This is a genomic window from Paraglaciecola sp., assembly GCF_039964565.1.
GTDB lineage: Bacteria > Pseudomonadota > Gammaproteobacteria > Enterobacterales > Alteromonadaceae > Paraglaciecola.
On sequence record NZ_JBDVXF010000012.1, the window covers coordinates 88020 to 109511 of the forward strand.

Annotated in this window: 18 protein-coding genes; 12 read left to right on the forward strand and 6 right to left on the reverse strand. The window is 41.0% G+C overall.

Annotated features, from left to right (window positions below; translation table 11 throughout):
- Positions 1 to 59: 59 nt before the first annotated feature.
- Genes ABJK37_RS06780 through ABJK37_RS06790 form a run of 3 tightly spaced genes read left to right on the forward strand, consistent with a single transcriptional unit; the run spans position 60 to position 3709 of the window.
- Positions 60 to 1205: a Gfo/Idh/MocA family oxidoreductase gene (locus tag ABJK37_RS06780; RefSeq protein ID WP_348351408.1), complete on the forward strand. Its 1146-nt coding sequence runs from the start codon at positions 60 to 62 to the stop codon at positions 1203 to 1205.
- Positions 1202 to 2602, forward strand: coding sequence for a hypothetical protein (locus ABJK37_RS06785; RefSeq protein WP_348351410.1), 1401 nt, complete (start codon positions 1202 to 1204; stop codon positions 2600 to 2602). Before ABJK37_RS06780 ends, ABJK37_RS06785 begins: the two co-directional genes overlap by 4 nt.
- A 3-nt stretch (positions 2603 to 2605) precedes the next feature.
- On the forward strand, positions 2606 to 3709 hold the full coding sequence (locus ABJK37_RS06790) for a Gfo/Idh/MocA family oxidoreductase (RefSeq protein ID WP_348351412.1): 1104 nt from the start codon (positions 2606 to 2608) through the stop codon (positions 3707 to 3709).
- Between the two features lie 124 nt (positions 3710 to 3833).
- Here ABJK37_RS06790 and yfaE read toward each other — a convergent pair whose 3' ends face one another.
- The 5 genes from yfaE to ubiG all read right to left on the reverse strand — a co-directional run bounded on the left by yfaE (position 3834) and on the right by ubiG (position 9465).
- Complete coding sequence (gene yfaE, locus ABJK37_RS06795) at positions 3834 to 4082, reverse strand: class I ribonucleotide reductase maintenance protein YfaE (protein WP_348351600.1); 249 nt, start codon at positions 4080 to 4082, stop codon at positions 3834 to 3836.
- 56 nt (positions 4083 to 4138) lie between these two features.
- Positions 4139 to 5269, reverse strand: coding sequence for a class Ia ribonucleoside-diphosphate reductase subunit beta (gene nrdB, locus ABJK37_RS06800; RefSeq protein ID WP_348351414.1), 1131 nt, complete (start codon positions 5267 to 5269; stop codon positions 4139 to 4141).
- A 64-nt stretch (positions 5270 to 5333) separates the two neighbouring features.
- Positions 5334 to 7649 carry a class 1a ribonucleoside-diphosphate reductase subunit alpha gene (nrdA, locus tag ABJK37_RS06805; protein ID WP_348351416.1) on the reverse strand — a complete coding sequence of 772 codons (2316 nt, stop codon included), beginning with the start codon at positions 7647 to 7649 and terminating at the stop codon, positions 5334 to 5336.
- Positions 7650 to 8091: 442 nt separating this feature from the next.
- Positions 8092 to 8748: an HAD-IA family hydrolase gene (locus ABJK37_RS06810; RefSeq protein WP_348351419.1), complete on the reverse strand. Its 657-nt coding sequence runs from the start codon at positions 8746 to 8748 to the stop codon at positions 8092 to 8094.
- Complete coding sequence (ubiG, locus tag ABJK37_RS06815; protein ID WP_348351421.1) at positions 8749 to 9465, reverse strand: bifunctional 2-polyprenyl-6-hydroxyphenol methylase/3-demethylubiquinol 3-O-methyltransferase UbiG; 717 nt, start codon at positions 9463 to 9465, stop codon at positions 8749 to 8751. It abuts the gene before it with no gap.
- Positions 9466 to 9752: 287 nt separating this feature from the next.
- On the opposite strand from ubiG, the gene gyrA reads away from it, so the two are divergent.
- The 9 genes from gyrA (at position 9753) to pyrF (ending at position 20292) form a co-directional block, all read left to right on the forward strand.
- Positions 9753 to 12440, forward strand: a complete 2688-nt coding sequence (gyrA, locus tag ABJK37_RS06820) for a DNA topoisomerase (ATP-hydrolyzing) subunit A (RefSeq protein ID WP_348351423.1) — start codon at positions 9753 to 9755, stop codon at positions 12438 to 12440.
- A gap of 119 nt (positions 12441 to 12559) precedes the next feature.
- Positions 12560 to 13645, forward strand: a complete 1086-nt coding sequence (gene serC / locus ABJK37_RS06825) for a 3-phosphoserine/phosphohydroxythreonine transaminase (protein ID WP_348351425.1) — start codon at positions 12560 to 12562, stop codon at positions 13643 to 13645.
- Positions 13645 to 14925, forward strand: coding sequence for a 3-phosphoshikimate 1-carboxyvinyltransferase (gene aroA / locus ABJK37_RS06830; RefSeq protein WP_348351427.1), 1281 nt, complete (start codon positions 13645 to 13647; stop codon positions 14923 to 14925). Before serC ends, aroA begins: the two co-directional genes overlap by 1 nt.
- 148 nt (positions 14926 to 15073) lie before the next feature.
- The gene (cmk, locus tag ABJK37_RS06835) at positions 15074 to 15772 is read left to right on the forward strand and encodes a (d)CMP kinase (RefSeq protein ID WP_348351429.1); all 699 of its coding nucleotides are present in this window, start codon (positions 15074 to 15076) and stop codon (positions 15770 to 15772) included.
- 103 nt (positions 15773 to 15875) lie between these two features.
- Positions 15876 to 17546: a 30S ribosomal protein S1 gene (gene rpsA / locus ABJK37_RS06840; protein WP_348351431.1), complete on the forward strand. Its 1671-nt coding sequence runs from the start codon at positions 15876 to 15878 to the stop codon at positions 17544 to 17546.
- Positions 17547 to 17663: 117 nt separating this feature from the next.
- Entirely contained in the window at positions 17664 to 17954 is a 291-nt protein-coding gene (ihfB, locus tag ABJK37_RS06845) for an integration host factor subunit beta (RefSeq protein ID WP_215931625.1), read from the forward strand.
- 172 nt (positions 17955 to 18126) lie between these two features.
- Positions 18127 to 18399 carry a LapA family protein gene (locus ABJK37_RS06850; RefSeq protein ID WP_348351433.1) on the forward strand — a complete coding sequence of 91 codons (273 nt, stop codon included), beginning with the start codon at positions 18127 to 18129 and terminating at the stop codon, positions 18397 to 18399.
- A complete protein-coding gene (gene lapB, locus ABJK37_RS06855) occupies positions 18399 to 19583 on the forward strand; it encodes a lipopolysaccharide assembly protein LapB (RefSeq protein WP_348351435.1) in 1185 nt (394 codons plus the stop codon). The genes ABJK37_RS06850 and lapB overlap by 1 nt, the downstream gene beginning before the upstream one ends.
- Positions 19573 to 20292, forward strand: a complete 720-nt coding sequence (gene pyrF / locus ABJK37_RS06860) for an orotidine-5'-phosphate decarboxylase (protein ID WP_348351437.1) — start codon at positions 19573 to 19575, stop codon at positions 20290 to 20292. The genes lapB and pyrF overlap by 11 nt, the downstream gene beginning before the upstream one ends.
- Here pyrF and ald read toward each other — a convergent pair.
- On the reverse strand, positions 20287 to 21417 hold the full coding sequence (ald, locus tag ABJK37_RS06865) for an alanine dehydrogenase (protein ID WP_348351439.1): 1131 nt from the start codon (positions 21415 to 21417) through the stop codon (positions 20287 to 20289). The two genes, pyrF and ald, sit on opposite strands and share 6 nt — an antisense overlap.
- Positions 21418 to 21492 lie beyond the last annotated feature (75 nt).

The following is a 21492-nucleotide window of genomic DNA, read 5'->3' on the forward strand; positions in this document are numbered from 1 at the left end:
TTGCGGATGAATTGAGTGGCGAGTGAAATTAATAAAATTACCAATAGAAGCGATAATTTATGAGTGATTTACGATTAGGTGTGATTGGATTGGGGAATATTGGGCAACAACATATCCAACATATTCAAAGTGGGGCGGTTGAGCACTGTGTTGTTACCGCATTGGCATCAAGAAGTGAGAGTCAATTGGCTCAAGCGATGAATGTACCGCATTTTACTGATTATCGTGAATTGATAGATTCTGGGCTATGCGACGCTGTGTTAATCGCCACACCCACTATGAGTCACTTAGAAATGGGTCTTTACGCACTCGGTAAAGGTTTACACGTTTTGATGGAGAAACCTTTAGGTTTGTCTGTTGCACAAGGGCAAGAATTGTTAGCAGCGGCGGGTAATAACTGTGTTTTTGCATTAATGCTGAATCAAAGAGTTGCCCCTGTGTTTGTTAAAATGAAAAGCATTATAGACTCGGGTACGTTAGGTGAGTTGCAACGAACTCATTGGACTATGACAAACTGGTTTCGACCTGAAGTCTATTTTCAAGTGTCTGATTGGCGAGCTACTTGGCATGGTGAAGGCGGTGGATTGTTACTCAATCAATGTATTCACAACATCGATATTTTTCAATGGTTAACAGGCATGCCTATATCGGTACAGGGCTTTTGTGGTTTTGGTAAATATCACAATATTGAAGTGGAAGATGAAGCAACGGCCTTTTTTGAGTATGCCAACGGCGCAACAGGAGTGTTTGTTGGCTCGACAGGTGAGGCTCCTGGTGTTAATCAGCTAGACATAGTGGGCGATAAAGGCATGTTGAGCTTTGATGGTAAGCGCCTTCTTTTGACCGAAAATTCGCCTTCAACATCTCGTTATAATAAGCAAACAATGGATATGTTTGGTCAACCTAGTCGCGAGGTAATAGACATAACACCTGAAGAGACAGTTAATCAGCATGCTGTTGTGATCAATAACTTTGCTCAAGCGATTTTAAATTCTCAAAATCTAATTGCACCCGCTAAGCAGGGGATCGATTCATTGTCGATTGCTAACGCGATTTTGTGGTCTGCATGGAGTGAGAAACGTATAACGTTTCCTCTTAACGCGAAGGGGTATCAAACCGAGCTAGATAAAAAACTGCATAGTTCAGTTTTGAGAAAAAAATCTGACATTAAGGCGAATATTGATATGGAGGCTTCTTACCGATGAGTCAAAATGAAGCAATGAAAGAGGAAGTCTTATCTCTGCGAGCAATAGCTCAAAAGCCTTGGTTTGCCAGAGTACCTAAATACCTCGCTCTTAGCGGCCCAGGATGGTTGCAAGGCGCAATGACCTTGGGAGGTGGCAGTGCTGTTACTTCTTTAACGATAGGTGCTGTTTTTGGGTATGAGTTTCTGTGGGTACAACCAATAGCGATGCTCATTGGTTGTATTATGCTTTTCGCTTTATCCTACCAAACCTTGCATAGTCAAACGTCACCCTTTGAGTCCATGAAAAAGCACATTAATCCCGGACTCGCGTGGGCGTGGGCCATTGCGGCGTTTGCTTCAAGTATTATTTGGGGATTCGCGCATTATCCGCTGAGTGCGGGCATGTTAGAAGAAATTATTTTAGTCTCTAGTGGCTTTGATATTGAAGAAAGTAACGAATTAGGAAGAGATCTGTACTTGTTACTACTGGCGATTGTTGTTTGGGCTGGATGTGCATTTACCGCTTGGAAATATGGTGAACAAGTAGATGAAAATGATTCTGGAGTCAGCAATAAGCACAATGCCGTAAAAATATTTGAGACGGGTATTAAGGTGCTCAGTGCCCTGATTGTTATCGCGTTCGCATGGGTTGTGATCAGTGCCTCATTAAATGGAAAAGTAGATTGGGGGGCGGTATTGGCAGGTTATATTCCCAGCTCACTGCCACACACCGCTGAGGGTGTAACTATGATGATGGCCGCATTAGGAAGTGCGGTTGGCATTAATATGACCTTTATTTACGGTTTTACTTTACTTCATAAAAAGTGGACTCCGCAGCATGTCGAGTTATCACGTTACGATATAGGTATGGGGTTAGTTGTTCCTTATATATTGATCACTAGTTTGATTAGTATTGCTGCTGCGGGCGCATTTTTTGGGGCTGATCTGGATATACAGGGTAAGCTAAGTCCCACGCAAGCAGGAAAAATGTTTATGTCTGCTGGGCTTGACGAAGTCACTAGCCGATTAATTTTTGCCTTTGGTATATTGGGTATGGCTGTGGGGTCATTGGTAATGCATATGTTGTGTTGTGGTTCAGCAGCGGCGGCTATGTTTGGATGGCAAGAAGGTAGCTTGAAATATAAGTTGGCACTATTAGCCCCCACGCCTGCAATTTTGGGAGTGTTTGTATGGTCAACCATGGGGGCATACGTTGTGTTACCTACATCAGCTATTTGTGGCTTTTTATTACCTATAGCGTATATAGGTTGGGCATTATTAAATAACAATAAAGACTATTTAGGTGCAGCTAGACCTGAAGGTGTCACACGGTATTTGAGTAATATTGCGATGTTGCTTTGTATTGTCACTGTGTTGTGTAGTGTTGTTTATTCGACTTATGTAAAACTAGGATAAATCATGGCGATTCAAGAACCCAAAACCAATATTAAAGACGGTGCCAACTATAGTCCTGAAGGAAAAGTCGCCAAGGTTATTGCAGACAATCAGTTTTATTTCTCAGTGGCATTTTTAGATCACGGACACATCTACGCGCAAACTAATGGTTTAGTGCAAGCTGGTGCCACACTAAAATACGTATTCGATTCTGACGCTAAACGATTAGCTGAGTTTTGTGCCAAGTTCCCGCAAGTAAAAGTGGCAGACTCATTTGAGCAAATCCTTGAAGACAAACAAACCCAATTGGTAGCCTGCGCGGCTATTCCCAACAAAAGGGCTGAGTGGGGCATTAAAGTAATGCGCTCAGGCAAAGGCTTTTTTACTGATAAGTCACCATTCACCACTTTGCAGCAGTTAGCTGAAGTTAAATCTGTGGTAGCAGAAACTGGCCAAAAATACGCGGTTTATTACGCCGAACGTTTGCACAATGAAGCGGCTTGGCATGCCGGGGAATTGATTAAAGCTGGCGCGATTGGTCGAGTTTTACAAGTTATTACCCTAGCGCCGCATCGATTATCTAAAAATACTCGGCCAGATTGGTTTTTCGATAAGACGGCCTATGGTGGAATTTTAACTGACATTGGTTCACATCAAGTAGAGCAATTTTTGACCTATGCCGGTGTGTTTGATGCAGCCATTAATTTTGCTCGTGTGAGTAATCTTAATAACCCAGACAAAAGCGGATTAGAAGATTTTGGTGAAATGTCGATGACCGCTGAAAATGGTGCGTCATTTTATGCACGGGTTGATTGGTTTACACCTGATGGTCAGGCTACCTGGGGAGACGGGCGTACCTTTATTTTAGGGACGCAAGGAAATATCGAGTGTCGAAAATATAATGATGTCGCTCGCCAAGCACCAGCTTCAAAAGTGTTTTTGACCAACAGTGAAGGCGAACAAGAAATAGACTGCTTAGGCAAAAGTGGTTTTCCCTTTTTTGGGCAACTTATACTCGATGTAATCAACCGCACAGAAACCGCTATGACCCAAGAACACGTATTTAAAGCTGCTGAATTAAGTATGTTGGCACAAAAAATTGCTGATAAAGCGAATGTTGAAAATTAGAACACTGCTATTATGCAGGACATACTAATTAAGAGTGGTTCAGCGTGGTTCTTTATCCTTGGTGCGAGTTTTTAGTGTTGTAAAATAGTGAATAGTGAATAGTGAATAGTGGGTCTAAGCTGGACTATTTGGCTAATTCAATTTCGATATTAGTGGTGGGAATACAGCAACAAGGAAGTATTTCTTCGTCATCAATATACGCTAACGGATCAGTGGTATATTCTACTTCTCCTTTAATTAGCTTACTTCTACAGGCGCCACAAAACCCTTCGCGGCAATGATACTGAATTTCAATTTGATGAAGTTCGATGGTTTCAAGTAGCGTTTTGGGGGCAGAATGTTCGACAGTTTTATGATCTTTTATAGTCACCATAAAACTGTCGTTGTTTTTACTCATCTGTTTTAACCTAGAATCTGTGTTTTCTAGGGTTATAAATCAAAGTCACCAAAATCATCGGCATTCACTTCAGAATCAATTTGACCCACTAAATAAGAGCTAATTTCAGACTCTTGAGGTGCAACTTGAACGTTGTCAGAACTGAGGTAATTATTCATCCATGGAAGAGGGTTACTTTTTACATCAAAAGGCTGCCCCAGACCTATGGCTGACATGCGATGATTAGCAATAAACTCTACGTATTGACATAAAATTTCTTTATTTAGACCAATCATTGAACCGTGTTGAAATAAAAATTCAGCCCATTGTTTTTCTTGTTCTACTGCATTGAGAAATATCTGAGTAGCTTGCTCTTTACACTCTTCAGCAATCTCAGCCATTTCTGGATCGTCTTTACCTTTTGCCCATAAATTCAATATATGTTGAGTTGAAGTTAGATGTAAGTTTTCGTCTCGAGCAATTAAGCGAATTATCTTTGAATTACCCTCCATTAACTCGCGCTCTGCAAAGGCAAAGGTACAAGCAAAAGAAACGTAAAACCTAATGGCTTCTAAGGCATTAACTGAGTTCATGCATAGATAGAGCTTTTTCTTAAGCTCACGCATGGTAATAGTATGGTTCACGCCGTTTACAAGGTGTGTGCCTTCACCTAATGTTTGCCATAGCTGAGTAGCGAAAATGAGGTCATCATAATATTGAGAAATATCAGCCGCGCGCTTTTTGATTTCTTCATTTTCGACTATGTCATTAAAAATACTACTGGGATCACCAAATAGGTTTCGCAATATGTGAGTGTAGGAGCGAGAGTGAATGGTTTCAAAAAATGACCAGGTTTCTACCCATGTTTCTAATTCTGGAATAGAGATAATCGGCAAAAACGCAATATTCGGACTTCTACCCTGAATTGAATCGAGCAGGGTTTGATATTTCAAATTAGAAATAAAAACGTGTTTTTCTGAGTCACTTAGTTTTTGAAAGTCAACTCTGTCTTTGCTGACATCAACTTCTTCTGGACGCCAAAAAAAGCTAATTTGTTTTTCAATCAACTTTTCAAATATTTGGTGCTTTTGTTGGTCATAACGTGCCACATTGACAGGATTACCAAAAAACATCGGTTCGGTCAGAGGATTATTATTTACTTGATTAAAAGTCGTATATTTCATTAATTATTGTTGCCATTAAAAGTTCAAACCGCTTTAAAAAAGCTGCCTTAGCAGCCTTCTAACGTTATATTTTACATGCGCCGCCTGCGCAATCATCATCTTCTTCAATTACCACTTCCTTGGGCACAAACTTCTGGCTCGTCAGTTCTTGTTGAGTCGCATCATCGGCACCGTCACGAGTGTTATGGTAATACAAGGTTTTCACCCCAAGTTTGTAACTGGTGAGCAAGTCTTGAAGCAGTAACTTCATTGGCACTTTGCCACCTTCATATTTATTCGGGTCGTAACTTGTATTGGCAGAGATGGTTTGGTCAACAAACTTTTGCATGATACCTGTAAGCTGCAAATAACCATCGTTCGAAGGTAAGTCCCATAACAACTCATATTTATCTTTTAGTCGCTCGTATTCAGGTACTACTTGTTTTAACACCCCATCTTTACTGGACTTAACACTAATGTGTCCACGTGGAGGTTCAATTCCATTAGTGGCATTGGATATTTGTGAAGAAGTCTCTGAGGGCATTAAGGCCGACAATGTGCTGTTTCGTAATCCATACTGCTTGATATCAGCTCTAAGTGAATCCCAATCACAGTGCAATGGCTCATCACAAATTTTGTCAAGATCCTTTTTATAGGTATCAGTAGGCATTAAACCTTGGAAATAGGTAGTTTCGTCGAACTTGGGGCAAGCGCCTTTTTCTTTGGCTAAGTTACAAGAAGCCTTCATTAAATGGTATTGCATAGCTTCAAAGGTTTTATGTACTAAACCGTTGGCACTTCCATCAGAATATTTCACACCATTTTTGGCTAAGTAATAAGCGAAATTAATGACGCCTATCCCTAATGTACGACGGCCCATAGTGGCATTTAACGCTGCTGGTACTGGGTAATCTTGGTAGTCTAATAAGTTATCTAGTGCCCGTACTGCTAAATCAGATAGTTCAGCAAATTCGTCAACACTTTCAATCGCCCCTAAGTTAAATGCAGATAACGTACATAAGGCTATCTCACCATTCTCGTCATTTACATGCTCCAAAGGTTTAGTCGGCAAGGCAATTTCTAAGCATAAGTTACTTTGGCGAACCGGTGCCAATTTAGGATTAAATGGGCTGTGAGTGTTGCAATGATCGACATTTTGCAAGTAGATACGTCCAGTGCTGGCGCGCTCTTGCATAAACAAACTAAATAGTTCAATGGCTTTGATTTGTTTTTTACGAATACTTTCGTCTTGTTCGTACTGTACATACAATCGTTCAAATTCATCTTGGTCGGCAAAAAAGGCATCGTAGAGACCTGGCGTGTCTGAAGGACTGAATAAAGTAATGTGCTGGTCTTTAATTAATCGGGTATACATCAATTTATTAAACTGCACACCGTAATCTAAATGGCGAACTCGGTTTTCCTCAACACCACGGTTATTTTTCAATACCAATAATGATTCAACCTCTAAGTGCCATAGCGGATAAAATAATGTTGCCGCTCCACCTCGCACACCACCTTGTGAACAGCTTTTAACGGCTGTTTGGAAGTGTTTATAAAAGGGGATACAACCTGTATGGAAGGCTTCACCACCACGAATAGGGCTACCTACTGCTCGGATGCGCCCTGCATTGACACCAATTCCGGCACGTTGGCTAACATATTTAACAATCGCACTGGATGTGGCATTGATTGAATCTAAGCTATCACCGGCTTCAATTAAAACACACGAGCTAAATTGACGGGTAGGGGTTCTAACGCCCGCCATAATAGGTGTAGGCAATGAAATTTTGAATTTTGAGGTCGCATCGTAAAAACGTTTGATGTAATCCATGCGGATGTCTTTTTCATAATTAGCAAACAAACATGCGGCGACTAATATGTATAAAAACTGTGCACTTTCGTAAATTTCTCCAGATACGCGGTTTTGAACAAGGTATTTACCTTCGAGCTGTTTAACTGCCGCATAACTGAAATTCATATCGCGCCAATGATCGAGGTATTCGTTCATTTCATCAAACTCGGCAGCACTATAATCTTGTAATAAATGTTGGTCGTATTTGCCTTTGTCGACCATGTTTTTAACATGGTCCTTCAGGGCTGGCGGTTCGAATCGACCATAGGCTTTTTTGCGTAAGTGGAATATGGCTAATCGCGCGGCTAAATATTGATAATCTGGACAATCGGTTGAAATAAGATCCGCTGCCGAGCGAATTAACGTTTCGTGAATATCCGCAGTTTTAATACCATCGTAAAATTGTATGTGAGCTTTTATTTCTACCTGTGAAACAGAAACGTTGTCTAATCCTTTAGCTGCCCATTCAATTACTTTGTGGATTTTGTCCAGATCAATAATCTCACGTTCGCCGGTGCGTTTGGTGACGTATAAATTGTTATTCATGTTTTAGCCGTTATTTATTATATCGAGTCGTATAGATGACTTGTATTTAGCGTGAAAATACGTGGAGTTGCTTACCCCTAAGCCCTTTGGTTTTATTTGCAAATACGAACACCTTGTTTGCTTTTTTAAAGTGGTTGTTATAGTAGTGTTTTCGTATTCAACAGAACACAAGATAATGAGGTTTTTAATTCAATGCAACCCAACATATGGTGGTTTTATGTTCGATTTTGGTGCAGTAAAAAAAAGGTTAGTAGTGACTCACCTAAAAGCGCCTTTTGAGTTTCGTTTATTGGAATTGCAAGACAATATTTGGGATATTTTTTTTTATAAATTTTTTTAATGTAAAAAACTGATGCTTATTATTTATCGATATATAGGGGTGAAAGTGAACAATAAGCACTAGATGTCGTGTTTTATGTTAAATTCGTTTTTATGTGCCTGTTTAAAAATAAGTCAACAAATCTGTTGCAGTATGAATACTAAGGTCTGCATCCCATTCGTCAGTAACGTTTAAATCAGAGATGTATCCATACTCGGCAATGACACTGATCATATTCGCTGCATTGGCTGATTGAATGTCTCGTTGCGCATCACCGATATACCAAGTGTTGGGAGAGTCGAGGGCAAGTTTTTGTTCAGCATAGAGTAAAGGTAAAGGATGGGGCTTTCTTTCGCTTAGCGTATCGCCACTAATAACCACAGCACAGTTCTGCAATAATGGAAATGAGGTAATTAGTTGCGTGGTTAAAAATGCGGGTTTATTTGTGACTATTCCCCAGGGAATGTGTTTTTTATTGAGGGCTAATAGTAGCTGTTCAACGCCTTCAAAATAATCGGTATCGATACAGATGTTATTTTCGTAATAATCTAAAAATTGCTGTCGTAATATATCAAATTCAAAGTGTTTTAAATCATCCCCAAAACCCAATTCAAGCATTCCTTTGGCACCATCGGAGGCAATGTTTCGATAGGTTTGATGGTCCACTGTTGCACGCCCCAATGAGGTTAGGATTTGGTTAAGTGCGTTTCCTAAGTCTTTGGCTGTATCGAGCAACGTGCCGTCTAGGTCAAACAGCATGGCATTTGGCTTTTTTAACATCTAAGAGTCACTATTTCGACAATGGATAATGTAGTTAACGTCAACATTCTTATTTGAAAGATAATATTCTTGGCTTATGGGATTCATATGTAGCCCTGTCATTCTTTTCACTAATAATGGCGTATCATCTATCCAAGAAATTAACTCAGAGGGTTTAATAAATTTATCATGTTGGTGGGTGCCTTTGGGAACCAATCCCAACATGTACTCAGCTCCAACTATGGCCATCAGGTAAGATTTGATATTTCTATTTAAGGTAGAAAAAAACACATGGCCACCAGGCTTAACTAACCGGCAGCAAGCGTTAACTACCGAGCTAGGGTCAGGCACGTGTTCCAGCATTTCCATACAAGTTACTACATCATATTGAGCGGGATGTTTACTCGAAAACTCTTCGGCGGTTGTCTGTTGGTAGTCAACACTCAAACCCGACTCTAATCCGTGAAGTCGCGCTATTTCGAGAGGGGCTTCTCCCATATCAATACCCGTTACGTTTGCCCCATGACGAGCCATGCTTTCAGCTAAAATGCCTCCACCACAACCCACATCTAAAACTTGTTTATCTTTTAAGCCACCACAGTGCTGCTGAATGTAATCGGTTCTTAGCGGATTGATCTGATGTAAAGGTTTGAATTCACCTGCTAGATCCCACCACCTAGAAGCTAATTCTGAAAACTTTTGGATTTCGTTATGGTCGACATTTTGGGCGTTTTGCATATTTATTATTGAGTCCGATTAACGTTCTTACCTATATCAAGGCTATCTTAATCTACTATCTGATCAAATTAAATCGCAGATATGGGTATATCCTAACTGATTGCGCACTATTATGAGCGACTTGCGGCTATTCATTTTAATTTGTAGGTGGTAGAATCGAGCGGTTCAAAAGAAAGATAAATTCGGGTGAAAACGTAAACCTAATTTTAAGTCCTAGCTTAAAATTGCACAAACGAATTTTGCTTAATTAACATTCTAATAATAACGACTAGGGACTAAGGCTGTATATGACTGATCACGCCCATGAAATTCTTCCAATTAATATAGAAGAAGAACTTAAAAACTCTTATCTCGACTATGCGATGAGTGTAATTGTTGGCAGGGCGCTGCCTGATGTACGAGATGGCTTAAAGCCGGTTCATCGCCGCGTTTTATTTGCCATGAACGAATTAAAGAACGATTTTAATAAACCTTATAAAAAATCAGCCCGTGTAGTGGGTGACGTGATTGGTAAATATCACCCCCATGGTGATTCCGCTGTTTACGATACCATTGTACGTATGGCTCAGCCTTTCTCTTTAAGGTATATGTTAGTTGATGGTCAAGGGAACTTTGGTTCAGTAGACGGTGACTCCGCCGCTGCAATGCGTTATACGGAAATTCGTATGGCAAAAATTGCTCATGAACTATTGGCAGATTTAGAAAAAGAAACGGTTGATTTTGTACCTAATTACGATGAATCGGAATTTATCCCTAGCGTTTTGCCTACTAGAGTTCCTAATTTACTGGTAAATGGCTCATCAGGCATAGCCGTAGGTATGGCAACCAATATCCCGCCACATAACTTAACGGAAGTGGTGAATGGATGTATTGCCCTTATAGACAATCCTGAATTAACAATTGAAGAATTAATTGAATACATTCCAGGACCTGATTTTCCTACTGCTGCATTTATAAGTGGTAGAAAAGGAATCGAAGAAGCCTATCGCACTGGCCGCGGAAAAATATACATGCGTGCTCGCGCTGAAATCGAAACTGAAGACAGCGGCAAAGAAACCATTGTGGTTAACGAAATTCCTTACCAAGTCAACAAAGCGCGTCTGATTGAAAAAATTGCTGAGTTGGTAAAAGAGAAGAAAATTGAAGGTATTTCAGCTTTACGTGATGAATCTGATAAAGACGGAATGCGTATAGTCGTAGAAGTTAAACGTAACGAATCGGCCGAAGTACTGTTAAACCAATTATATTCTCAGACCCAAATGCAAACTGTATTTGGTATCAATATGGTGGCCTTGGATAAAACTCAGCCGAAGATATTTAATTTGATGGATATCTTAAAGGCCTTCGTTTTACACCGTAGAGAGGTAGTAACCCGACGCACAGTGTTTGAGCTGAAAAAGGCACGGGAACGCGCGCATATATTAGAAGGTTTAGCGATAGCATTGGTTAATATCGATCCTATCATTGCCCTAATTAAAGCTTCAAAAAGCCCAGCTGATGCAAAAGTATCGTTGACGGCTCAAGGTTGGTCTTTAGGTGACGTAGCCGAAATGCTAGAACGCGCTGGTGATGATGCCGCAAGACCGGATTGGTTAGAGCCGCAGTATGGTATTCGTGATGGCTTGTATTATTTAACCGAACAACAAGCGCAGGCGATTCTAGATTTGCGCTTGAACAAGTTAACCGGTCTTGAACACGAAAAGATATTAGCTGAGTATCGTGAGCTGCTAGACATTATTGCTGAATTGTTGCACATATTAGGCAGCCCAGAGCGCTTAATGGAAGTGATTCGTGAAGAGCTTGAAAAAGTGCGAGATGAATTTGGTGATGAAAGACGTACCGAAATTACAGCTGCTTCCCATGATATTGATATTGAAGACCTGATTGAGCGAGAAGAGGTGGTAGTGACCTTATCTCGCGAAGGTTATGTGAAGTACCAGAAACTCAATGATTATGAATCGCAGCGTCGTGGTGGCCGTGGTAAATCAGCCACTAAAATGAAAGATGAAGATTTCATTGAGAAATTACTCGTGGCTAATACCCATGACCATATATTGTGCTTCTCAACACGAGGACGTTTATATTGGTTAAAAGTGTATCAATTACCACTCGCCAGCAGAAATGCTCGTGGTCGACCTATTGTGAATATTTTACCTCTTGAAGAAGGTGAGCGTATAACCGCTATATTACCTATACAAGAGTTTGAAGAAGGTAAGTTTGTGTTGATGGCTACGGCTAACGGTACGGTTAAGAAAACAGCACTAACTTCGTATTCTCGTCCAAGAGCCAACGGTATTATTGCTGTAAACCTAAATGAAGGTGATGAATTAATTGGTGTCGACATTACCCATGGTGATGATGACATTATGTTGTTCTCTGACGCTGGTAAAGTCGTGCGGTTTAACGAAAAACAACGAGATTCAGAAACCGGCAATGTGAAACTTGATCCAGAAACGGGTGAAGAGTTATTAGCATTACGTCCTATGGGCCGCACCGCAACCGGTGTTCGTGGTATTCGTATGCAAGAAGGGCAAAAAGTGATTTCACTGATTGTACCTAAAGGTGATGGAGCCATCTTAACTGCGACCGAAAATGGCTTTGGCAAGCGTACCCCTGTTGCGGATTATCCTGCAAAGAGTCGTGCTACTCAGGGTGTGGTTTCTATCAAAGTCTCTGAGCGAAACGGCAAAGTAGTAGGCGCGGTTCAGGTTAATGAAAGCGATGAAATTATGCTTATCAGTGACCAAGGCACCTTAGTAAGAACCCGTGTTGAGGAAGTCTCTACCGTGGGTCGTAATACCCAAGGTGTGCGTTTAATTCGCACCATCACAGGCGAGCATGTTGTTGGACTACAACGTATTGATGAAATTGAAGAGCTAGAAGCTGAATTGTTAGAAGGTGAAGAAGCCACTAGTAACGACGCTGCTCCGACAGAAGTTGTAGATACTGACACTGAATCAAACGAAGACGAATAAGAGAGTGCTATTTTTTATATTGAAAAATATGGAAAATATCTAAGTTTTAGGTGTTAATACTCTTTAATTAGAAACGATAAACGAGTGGCTGATGCCACTCGTTTTTTTTGGTAAAAATAATGACAAAAACGTACAACTTTTGTGCAGGGCCGGCCATGTTGCCAGAACCTGTAATGCGTCAAGCCCAAGCTGAACTTATTGACTGGCAGGGGATGGGCCGTTCGGTTATGGAAATAAGTCACAGAAGCAAGGAATATATTGCCCTTGCTAAAACCGCGGAACAAGATTTGCGGGACTTAATGGCCATACCTGACAATTACAAAGTCATTTTTTCCCAAGGCGGTGGCCGCGGTCAGTTTGCTGCTGTACCCATGAATTTGCGACAAAAGGGCCAGAGAGCAGACTTTTTATTATCTGGATCTTGGTCTAAAGGCGCCATTCAAGAAGCTGAAAAGTTTTTGCCTACTAAAGTGGTTGCGGATCTTGAAATCCGTGATGGTTTGCACGTAGTTCCTAATATTTCTCCCAATATGATGAGCGCAAATAGTGCTTATTTTCACTATTGCTCGAATGAGACAGTCGATGGTATTGAGATTAATACCATCCCTGATAGCGGCGATGTGCCCTTAGTCGCGGATATGTCATCGAATATTTTGTCGCAACCAATAGACGTCTCTAAATTTGGGATAATTTATGCGGGCGCGCAAAAAAATATAGGTCCTTCTGGCTTAGCTGTGGTGATTGTAAGGGAAGACTTATTAGACTTCGCTATGCCACATACGCCGAGCTTTATGCACTACAAAACCATGGCTGAGTATGACTCTATGTACAACACGCCTCCTACCTACTCTTGGTATTTGGCGGGATTAGTTTTTAAGTGGCTGAAGGAGCAAGGCGGGGTATCTGCGATCGCGCTAGAAAACGCTAAAAAAGCCGAACTATTGTATCGTTGTATCGATAACAGTGATTTTTATATTAATAAAGTTCATCCAAACTTTCGTTCGAAAATGAATGTTACTTTTCACTTACCATCGCCAGATTTAGATGCTGTCTTTTTGCAAGGAGCGGAGCAAGCAGGTTTAACTGCATTAAGAGGTCATAGAAGTGTGGGTGGTATGCGAGCCAGTATTTATAACGCTATGCCTATTGCTGGAGTAAAAACGTTGGTTGAATATATGCAAGAATTTACTAGGAGAAACAAATAATGGAGCAGTTACACCTTTCACCCATTTCTGAAGTATCTGGAACAGTGAATGTACCTGGGTCGAAGAGCTTATCGAATCGAGCGCTTTTGTTAGCGGCTCTAGCAAATGGTGAAACCCATTTAACGAATTTGTTAGACAGTGAAGATATTCACCATATGTTAAACGCATTAACTCAGTTAAAGGTAAGTTACCGTTTATCTGATTGTAAAACACAGTGCTGGGTAACTGGTAACGGGGGAGTGTTTAATGTCTCAGAGCCGGTTACTTTATTTTTAGGTAATGCAGGCACCGCAATGCGTCCGCTATGTGCCGCACTAGCTTGTAGTAATGGTGAGTTCGAACTCACAGGTGAACCTCGCATGGAAGAGCGACCAATCGGTGCCCTAGTTGACTCTTTGCGTCAAGCAGGGGCAGACATCGAATATTTAAAGAATGACGCGTTTCCACCTTTGTTAATCAAAGGTCATTCGCTGTATGGAGGTAATATCACAGTAGACGGCAGTGTATCCAGTCAATTCCTTACCGCTTTGTTGATGAGCGCTCCTTTATTCGAACAAGATACTACTATTGAAATTAGTGGTGAGTTAGTGTCGACACCGTATATTGACATTACCTTACACACTATGGCGCAGTTTGGAATTGCGGTGGATAATCAAAATTATCAACGTTTTGTGATCCAAGGTCAGCAACAATATCAATCACCTGGACATTTTATGGTGGAGGGGGATGCGTCTTCGGCTTCATATTTTCTTGCTGCAGGGGCAATTAAAGGCGGTACAGTCAAAGTGACTGGAATTGGTAAAAGCAGCATTCAAGGTGACATTCGTTTCGCCGAAGTCTTGGAAAAAATGGGGGCGAAAATCGATTGGCACGACGAGTATATCGAAGTTACTGGTGCGCCTTTATCTGCCGTAGACATGGATATGAATCATATTCCAGATGCCGCTATGACTATCGCAACCACCGCATTGTTTGCATCAGGAACTACAGCAATTAGAAATATATACAACTGGCGTGTAAAAGAAACCGACCGCTTGGCTGCTATGAGCTGTGAACTTCGCAAGGTAGGCGCAATTGTGGAGGAAGGTGAGGACTACATCACAATTACACCTCCAAAGCAGTTAGTACATGCACAGATTGATACTTATAATGATCATCGTGTCGCTATGTGTTTCTCATTGGTGGCGTTAAGTGATACGGCCATTACTATTAATGATCCTGGTTGTACAGCCAAAACCTTCCCTGACTATTTTGAGCGATTTGCAACTATTTGTCAGTAGAGTCTCTATAGAGGGGAAAATGCCCCTCTTTGTTTATCGATTTTGATCCCCACACATTTCAGCTTAAAAAATTGTAACCATAGTGTCATTGCTTATCTAACATCTATCCGTATAATTGCGCCCGATTTTATTCAGCTCAGGAGAGCGCATGTACACAGAACCTGTCATCACTATAGATGGGCCAAGCGGAGCAGGTAAAGGAACGACTAGTACTTTGCTGGCGAAAAAACTTGGTTGGCACTTCTTAGACAGTGGAGCTATTTACCGAGTGTTGGCTGTTGCCTCACTGCATCATCAAATTCCAGCAGATGACGAGATAGGTTTGTTACCTTTAGCGTCAGGACTCGATGTAAACTTTGAAACGACTGACAATGGTGTAAGAGTTATTTTAGAAGGCGAAGATGTGAGTGACACTATTCGCACAGAAGAAGTAGGCGCTACTGCGTCAAAAATTGCGTCACTGCCGTCAATCCGAGAAGCCCTACTGAGACGTCAACGAGGCTTTAAACAAGCTCCAGGATTGGTAGCCGATGGTCGAGATATGGGCACTGTGGTATTTCCTGAAGCCCAAGTTAAAATATTTTTAACTGCGAGTGCTGAAGAACGCGCCGATAGACGTTTTAAGCAGTTGAAAGAGAGCGGTCATGATGTTAGCATACTGCGCCTTTTGGATGACATAAAAGCCCGTGATGAGCGAGATGCAAATCGAACCGTTGCCCCTTTAGTGCCCGCAAAAGATGCTTTAGTTCTAGATTCAACTAAGTTGAATGTAGACCAAGTGATTGAAAAAATTGAATTATTTATTGAAGAGAAACTAACAGAAGTAAAAGCTTCGGTAAATAGTTAACGAGTAAAAACCTACTAAATTACGGATGATTTAGTCATGAATAACAACCCCGCGCTCACTGGATTGTAACGTGGATGTCAAAAAAGAAACTTATTAAAATACTATGATTGAAAATTTTGCTGATCTATTCGAAGAAAGTTTAAAAGTAATTGAAACCCGTCCTGGCTCTATCGTTAAAGGTACTATCGTATCAATTGATAAAGATATCGTACTTGTAGATGCTGGCCTTAAGTCTGAAAGCGCCATCCCAGTAGAACAATTTAGAAACGCCGAAGGCGGTCTAGATGTTGCTGTTGGTGATGTAATTGATGTTGCTTTGGATGCCATTGAAGATGGGTTCGGTGAAACCATCTTATCTCGCGAAAAAGCGAAACGTCATGAAGCTTGGGTCGAATTAGAAAAAGCTTATACTGAAAAAGAAACGATCATTGGTGTGATTAACGGTAAGGTCAAAGGTGGCTTTACGGTTGAAGTGAACACAGTTCGCGCATTCTTACCTGGTTCATTAGTAGATGTACGCCCTGTTCGCGATACAACTCATCTTGAAGGTAAAGAATTAGAATTTAAAGTTATCAAACTTGATGCTAAGCGTAATAACGTTGTTGTTTCACGTCGTGCTGTTATCGAAGCAGAAAGCAGTGCAGAGCGCGATACACTTCTTGCTAACCTTGAAGAAGGTCATGAAGTTAAAGGTATCGTTAAGAACCTTACGGATTACGGTGCATTTGTTGACTTAGGTGGCGTAGATGGTCTTCTACACATCACAGATATGGCTTGGAAACGTGTTAAGCACCCAAGTGAAATCGTAAATGTTGGTGACGAAATCAACGTTAAAGTATTGAAATTCGACAAAGAAAAATCTCGAGTTTCTTTAGGTATGAAGCAAATGGGCAACGATCCTTGGCAAGAAATTGCAAACCGTTACCCAGAAGGCGCTAAATTAAGCGGTGCGGTAACTAACCTAACTGACTACGGTTGTTTCGTTGAAATCGAAGACGGTGTTGAAGGTCTAGTTCACGTTTCAGAAATGGATTGGACTAACAAAAACATCCACCCATCTAAAGTTGTTAACTTAGGTGACGTTTGTGAAGTGATGGTGCTTGAAATTGACGAAGAACGTCGTCGTATTTCTCTTGGTCTTAAGCAATGTATCCCTAACCCTTGGGAAGAATTCGCTAAAGCACAAAGTAAAGGTGACAAAGTTTCTGGTAAGATTAAATCTATCACAGACTTCGGTATCTTCATCGGTCTTGATGGCGGCATAGATGGTCTTGTTCACTTATCTGATATTTCTTGGAATAAAACAGGTGAAGAAGCGGTTCGTGACTATAAGAAAGGTGACGAAATCTCTGCTGTTGTTCTTCAAGTTGACCCTGAGCGTGAGCGTATCTCTCTTGGCGTTAAACAAATTGAAGAAGACCCATTCAACCAATACATCGCTGATACTAAGAAAGGCACTATCGTAACTGGTACTGTTACTGCTGTTGATGCTAAAGGTGTGACGGTTAAGCTAGCTGAAGAAGTTGAAGGATATGTACGTGTTGGCGATTTGTCTCGTGACCGTGTTGAAGACGCATCTGAAGTAGTCAGTGTTGATTCTGAGATTGAAGCTAAGTTTATGGGTGTTGATCGTAAGAATCGTATCGTTAACTTGTCTGTAAAAGCAAAAGATCACGCAGATGAGAAAGACGCACTTGATAAAGTGAATCAGCAGGAAGAAGTTGGTTTCACTAACGCTTTTGCTGACGCATTTAAAGCAGCTAAAAACGACTAATTGACGCCTCACATTAGCGCGCTATTTAATTATTGAAACATGAATAGTTTTGACAAATTATTTATCGCGCTTATTATCGGTATTAACAGCTTTTTTGATTGACGGAGAGTTTACCCAATGACCAAGTCAGAACTTATAGAAAGACTGGCCGATAAAATGCGTCAGGTTCCCTCAAAGGATGTGGAGTCTTCGATAAAAGAAATGCTAGAACAGATGGCGCAAACCTTACAGAAAGGTGAGCGTATCGAGATTCGAGGTTTTGGTAGTTTTTCTTTACATTATCGCGCACCACGTGTCGGTCGTAACCCTAAAACCGGTGAAACTGTGAAACTTGATGGCAAGTACGTTCCACATTTTAAACCTGGTAAGGAATTACGAGAAAGAGTCAATGAAACGCTAGTTAGTTGATCTTTTAGAAATATTTTTAAAAACGGCACTCCAATTAGGGTGCCGTTTTTGTTAGAGTTAACTTAAGGTTATTTCACTTCATTTTGTAGACCACATTGAGCAATCAAAGCAGTAATAGAAACCAAGCGAGCAATCATAGTTATCTTAGATTAGTCAAACCCAAGGGGCTTAAATGAAAATTAAAGGTTTATTGTTATTACTTTTTATTTTGTTAACGCTTGTAGTTGCTGGATTTATAGGTTCTCAGAATAGTCACTTAGTATCGATTAACTACATATTAGCCGAGACTGAAATGCGTATGTCTTTGCTATTAGCCGTGACGTTTTTGTTAGGTGTTATTTTCACCGTTTTATTGATTTTGGGCTATATCTTGCGACTAAAATGGCGTATCGGCAGTTTAGAACGCAAAAATAAAAAACTCTCAATGCCTGCTAACGTTACATAATGTTAGAGCTTCTCTTCTTATTATTACCCGTTGCCGCCGGTTATGGCTGGGTGATGGGGCGTAATAGTGCCCGTCAAGCACAACAACGACATTCTAGTATTCTGGCCAAACATTATTACAGAGGCCTAAACTTTTTGCTGTCTGACGAACCCGATAAGGCCGTGGATACGCTAATCAAAATGATTGATTTAGACAGTGATACAGTTGAAACTCATATTGCTATGGGTAAGTTTTTCAGGCATCGGGGCGAGCTTGATCGCGCGATTAGAGTCCATCAAAACTTGGTCAGCAAAGAACAAATCTCTGCACTACAACGAGAGTCAGCTTTATATGAATTGGGCCGAGACTATATTTTGGCCGGATTTTTAGAACGTGCTGAAAACGCCTTTTTGCAACTATTAAATAGTCAAAAGCATTTTTTGAACGCACAAAAACAATTATTCAATATCTATCAAACCACTAAGGAATGGAAAAGGGCGATTGAGTTAGCTGAACAAATGATGGGCGCGGGTGGGGACAGCGATGAATTGTGTACCCGTATCGCACATTTTTACTGTGAACAGGCCAGTATTGAGATAAAAGACAACCACTTAAACGAAGCTCAAGAAAATCTTAAAAAAGCGGCCCTTGCTGATGAAAAGTCGGTTCGCCCATGGCTAATGTTAGGTGAGATTGCCATGGAGCAGCAGCAATATGATGACGCTATTGATTATTTGAGTGAAATTCCTAGTCGTGACGTGAGTTGGTTAAGTGAGGCTGTACCACTAATAGAAGAGTGCGCTGAACATTTAAATAACCATGTGAAGCTGAATAAAGTGCTAGATGAATATTGGCAGCAATGTGCAACCGCATACTTGGCCAAAGTTAAACTCATGGCGAAAGACGGTGAAACGGCCAACGCTGCCCAGGTATTGCTAGAGCAACTTAAAAAACACCCTACCATGAAAGGTTTTAAGACGTTGATGGGCTTATATATTGATCTGCAAGAGCATGACTTACAAGATCACGAGCAATCGACCAATAGTTTAGTTTTACTCAAAGAGCTAGTAGAAGAACAAATAAAACAGCGCCCTAAGTATAAATGTCATAGCTGTGGTTTTGCTGGTAGCAAAATCCATTGGTTATGTCCTTCCTGTAAAAAATGGGGTGTGGTTAAACCAATAAAAGGCTTAGATGGGGAGTAGTGTGACCGGTATTAAAACAGATCCAAAAATTGTAGTGGCGCTAGATTTTGATGAATTAAAAAAAGCCAAAAATTTTATTGATAAAATTGAGCCCCAGCAGTGCCGTTTAAAAGTTGGCAAAGAGATGTTTACCCATTTCGGCCCAAGCTTTGTAGAATATTTAACTGCTAAAGACTTTGACGTTTTCCTCGACCTTAAATTTCATGATATTCCGAATACTGTTTCAAAGGCTTGCCAAGCAGCGGCTGATCTGGGTGTGTGGATGGTAAACGTACATGCTTCAGGCGGCCCTAAAATGATGGCGTTAGCTAAAGAAGGATTGCAAAGGTTTGGCGAGAAACAACCTCTATTAATTGCAGTAACAGTGCTGACCAGTATGGATCAAGCCCAACTTAGTGCAATAGGCATCAATTCAACGCCTCAAGAGCATGTATTAAAACTAGCAAAATTAACCCATGAATGTGGATTAGATGGGGTAGTATGCTCGGCGCAAGAAGCGGCAATGTTAAAATCAAATATTGCCAAAGACTTTACCCTAGTGACACCTGGTATACGTCCACAAGGTGCGGCATTAGGTGACCAAATGCGCGTGATGACGCCAAAACAAGCAATACAAGCGGGCTCAGATTACTTAGTAATTGGCCGACCAATTACACAATCGGCCGACCCTCTACAAACGCTTGTTGAAATCAACAGCTCGCTTTTATAAGGTTTTAAGGGCAGTCGCTGCATCCATATATTCGAGGTCGAGGTCGGTTAACGCATCAACTACTGCTTTATAGGTCACTTTACCTTGATGCACATTCAAACCATTTAATAGGTGAGCGTCATCTAACATTGCTTGTTTAGGACCTTTATTTGCCAATGCTAAACCAAAGGGTAGGGTGGCATTGTTCAAAGCCATCGTTGAGGTACGTGCTACGCCACCTGGCATGTTAGCGACACAGTAATGCACCACATCATCAATAATGTACACAGGATCTTGGTGGGTGGTAGCTTTAGATGTTTCAAAACAACCACCTTGGTCAATGGCTACATCGACTATTACTGAACCTGGCTTCATATTTTTAATATGTTGTTTATTCAAAAGTTTTGGCGCCGCTGCACCTGGAACTAAAACCGCACCGACCACTAAATCCGCTTTAGAAGAATAGTCTTCTATGGCTTCGGCGGTCGAGAATACTGTTGCTAAACGTCCTTCAAAAATATCATCCAATTCACGTAAACGATTCAATGAACGGTCAAGAATAGTGACATCTGCACCTAAACCCATCGCCATTTTTGCTGCGTTTAAACCCACAACGCCACCACCAATAACTAACACTTTACCCGGCGCTACACCTGGTACACCACCTAATAAGGTACCACTGCCGCCATGGGCTTTTTCCAAATAATGAGCACCTGCTTGCACCGCCATTCTTCCAGCAACTTCACTCATTGGTGCCAATAAAGGTAGGGTGTTACGGTTGTCAGTGACAGTTTCGTAGGCAATACAAGTTGCGCCAGATTCTACTAATAATTGGGTTTGCACTGGATCAGGAGCAAGGTGAAGGTAAGTATAAAGCGTTTGCCCTGGGCGCAACATTCTACATTCTTGTGGTTGTGGCTCTTTTACTTTTACTATCATTTCTGCCTTAGCGAAGATTTCTTCTGGGCTAGAAATGATTTCTGCACCAGCGGCAATATACTGTTCGTCGGTAAATCCAATCGAATGACCAGCCTGAGTTTCAACCCAGACTTGATGTGAATGGTGCACAAACTCTTTAACTGCGGCAGGCGTCAGTCCTACTCTATATTCATGATTTTTAATTTCTTTTGGTACACCGATTAACATCACTCTCTCCACTAGTTGGGACAATTCAAAAAGAAAAAAAGTATATGTGAATAATTGAAGTAAGTTGTTGGGTAT

Bases quoted from the DNA above. Each gene is read 5' to 3' on its own strand.
- nrdA (WP_348351416.1), bottom strand. From the start codon at position 7,649: ATGAATAACAATTTATACGTCACCAAACGCACCGGCGAACGTGAGATT.
- serC (WP_348351425.1), top strand. From the start codon at position 12,560: ATGACAAAAACGTACAACTTTTGTGCAGGGCCGGCCATGTTGCCAGAA.
- ABJK37_RS06780 (WP_348351408.1), top strand. From the start codon at position 60: ATGAGTGATTTACGATTAGGTGTGATTGGATTGGGGAATATTGGGCAA.
- gyrA (WP_348351423.1), top strand. From the start codon at position 9,753: ATGACTGATCACGCCCATGAAATTCTTCCAATTAATATAGAAGAAGAA.
- ABJK37_RS06790 (WP_348351412.1), top strand. From the start codon at position 2,606: ATGGCGATTCAAGAACCCAAAACCAATATTAAAGACGGTGCCAACTAT.
- ald (WP_348351439.1), bottom strand. From the start codon at position 21,417: ATGTTAATCGGTGTACCAAAAGAAATTAAAAATCATGAATATAGAGTA.
- ABJK37_RS06850 (WP_348351433.1), top strand. From the start codon at position 18,127: ATGAAAATTAAAGGTTTATTGTTATTACTTTTTATTTTGTTAACGCTT.
- cmk (WP_348351429.1), top strand. From the start codon at position 15,074: ATGTACACAGAACCTGTCATCACTATAGATGGGCCAAGCGGAGCAGGT.
- ABJK37_RS06810 (WP_348351419.1), bottom strand. From the start codon at position 8,748: ATGTTAAAAAAGCCAAATGCCATGCTGTTTGACCTAGACGGCACGTTG.
- aroA (WP_348351427.1), top strand. From the start codon at position 13,645: ATGGAGCAGTTACACCTTTCACCCATTTCTGAAGTATCTGGAACAGTG.
- ubiG (WP_348351421.1), bottom strand. From the start codon at position 9,465: ATGCAAAACGCCCAAAATGTCGACCATAACGAAATCCAAAAGTTTTCA.
- nrdB (WP_348351414.1), bottom strand. From the start codon at position 5,269: ATGAAATATACGACTTTTAATCAAGTAAATAATAATCCTCTGACCGAA.
- rpsA (WP_348351431.1), top strand. From the start codon at position 15,876: ATGATTGAAAATTTTGCTGATCTATTCGAAGAAAGTTTAAAAGTAATT.
- yfaE (WP_348351600.1), bottom strand. From the start codon at position 4,082: ATGGTGACTATAAAAGATCATAAAACTGTCGAACATTCTGCCCCCAAA.
- ihfB (WP_215931625.1), top strand. From the start codon at position 17,664: ATGACCAAGTCAGAACTTATAGAAAGACTGGCCGATAAAATGCGTCAG.
- pyrF (WP_348351437.1), top strand. From the start codon at position 19,573: ATGGGGAGTAGTGTGACCGGTATTAAAACAGATCCAAAAATTGTAGTG.
- ABJK37_RS06785 (WP_348351410.1), top strand. From the start codon at position 1,202: ATGAGTCAAAATGAAGCAATGAAAGAGGAAGTCTTATCTCTGCGAGCA.
- lapB (WP_348351435.1), top strand. From the start codon at position 18,399: ATGTTAGAGCTTCTCTTCTTATTATTACCCGTTGCCGCCGGTTATGGC.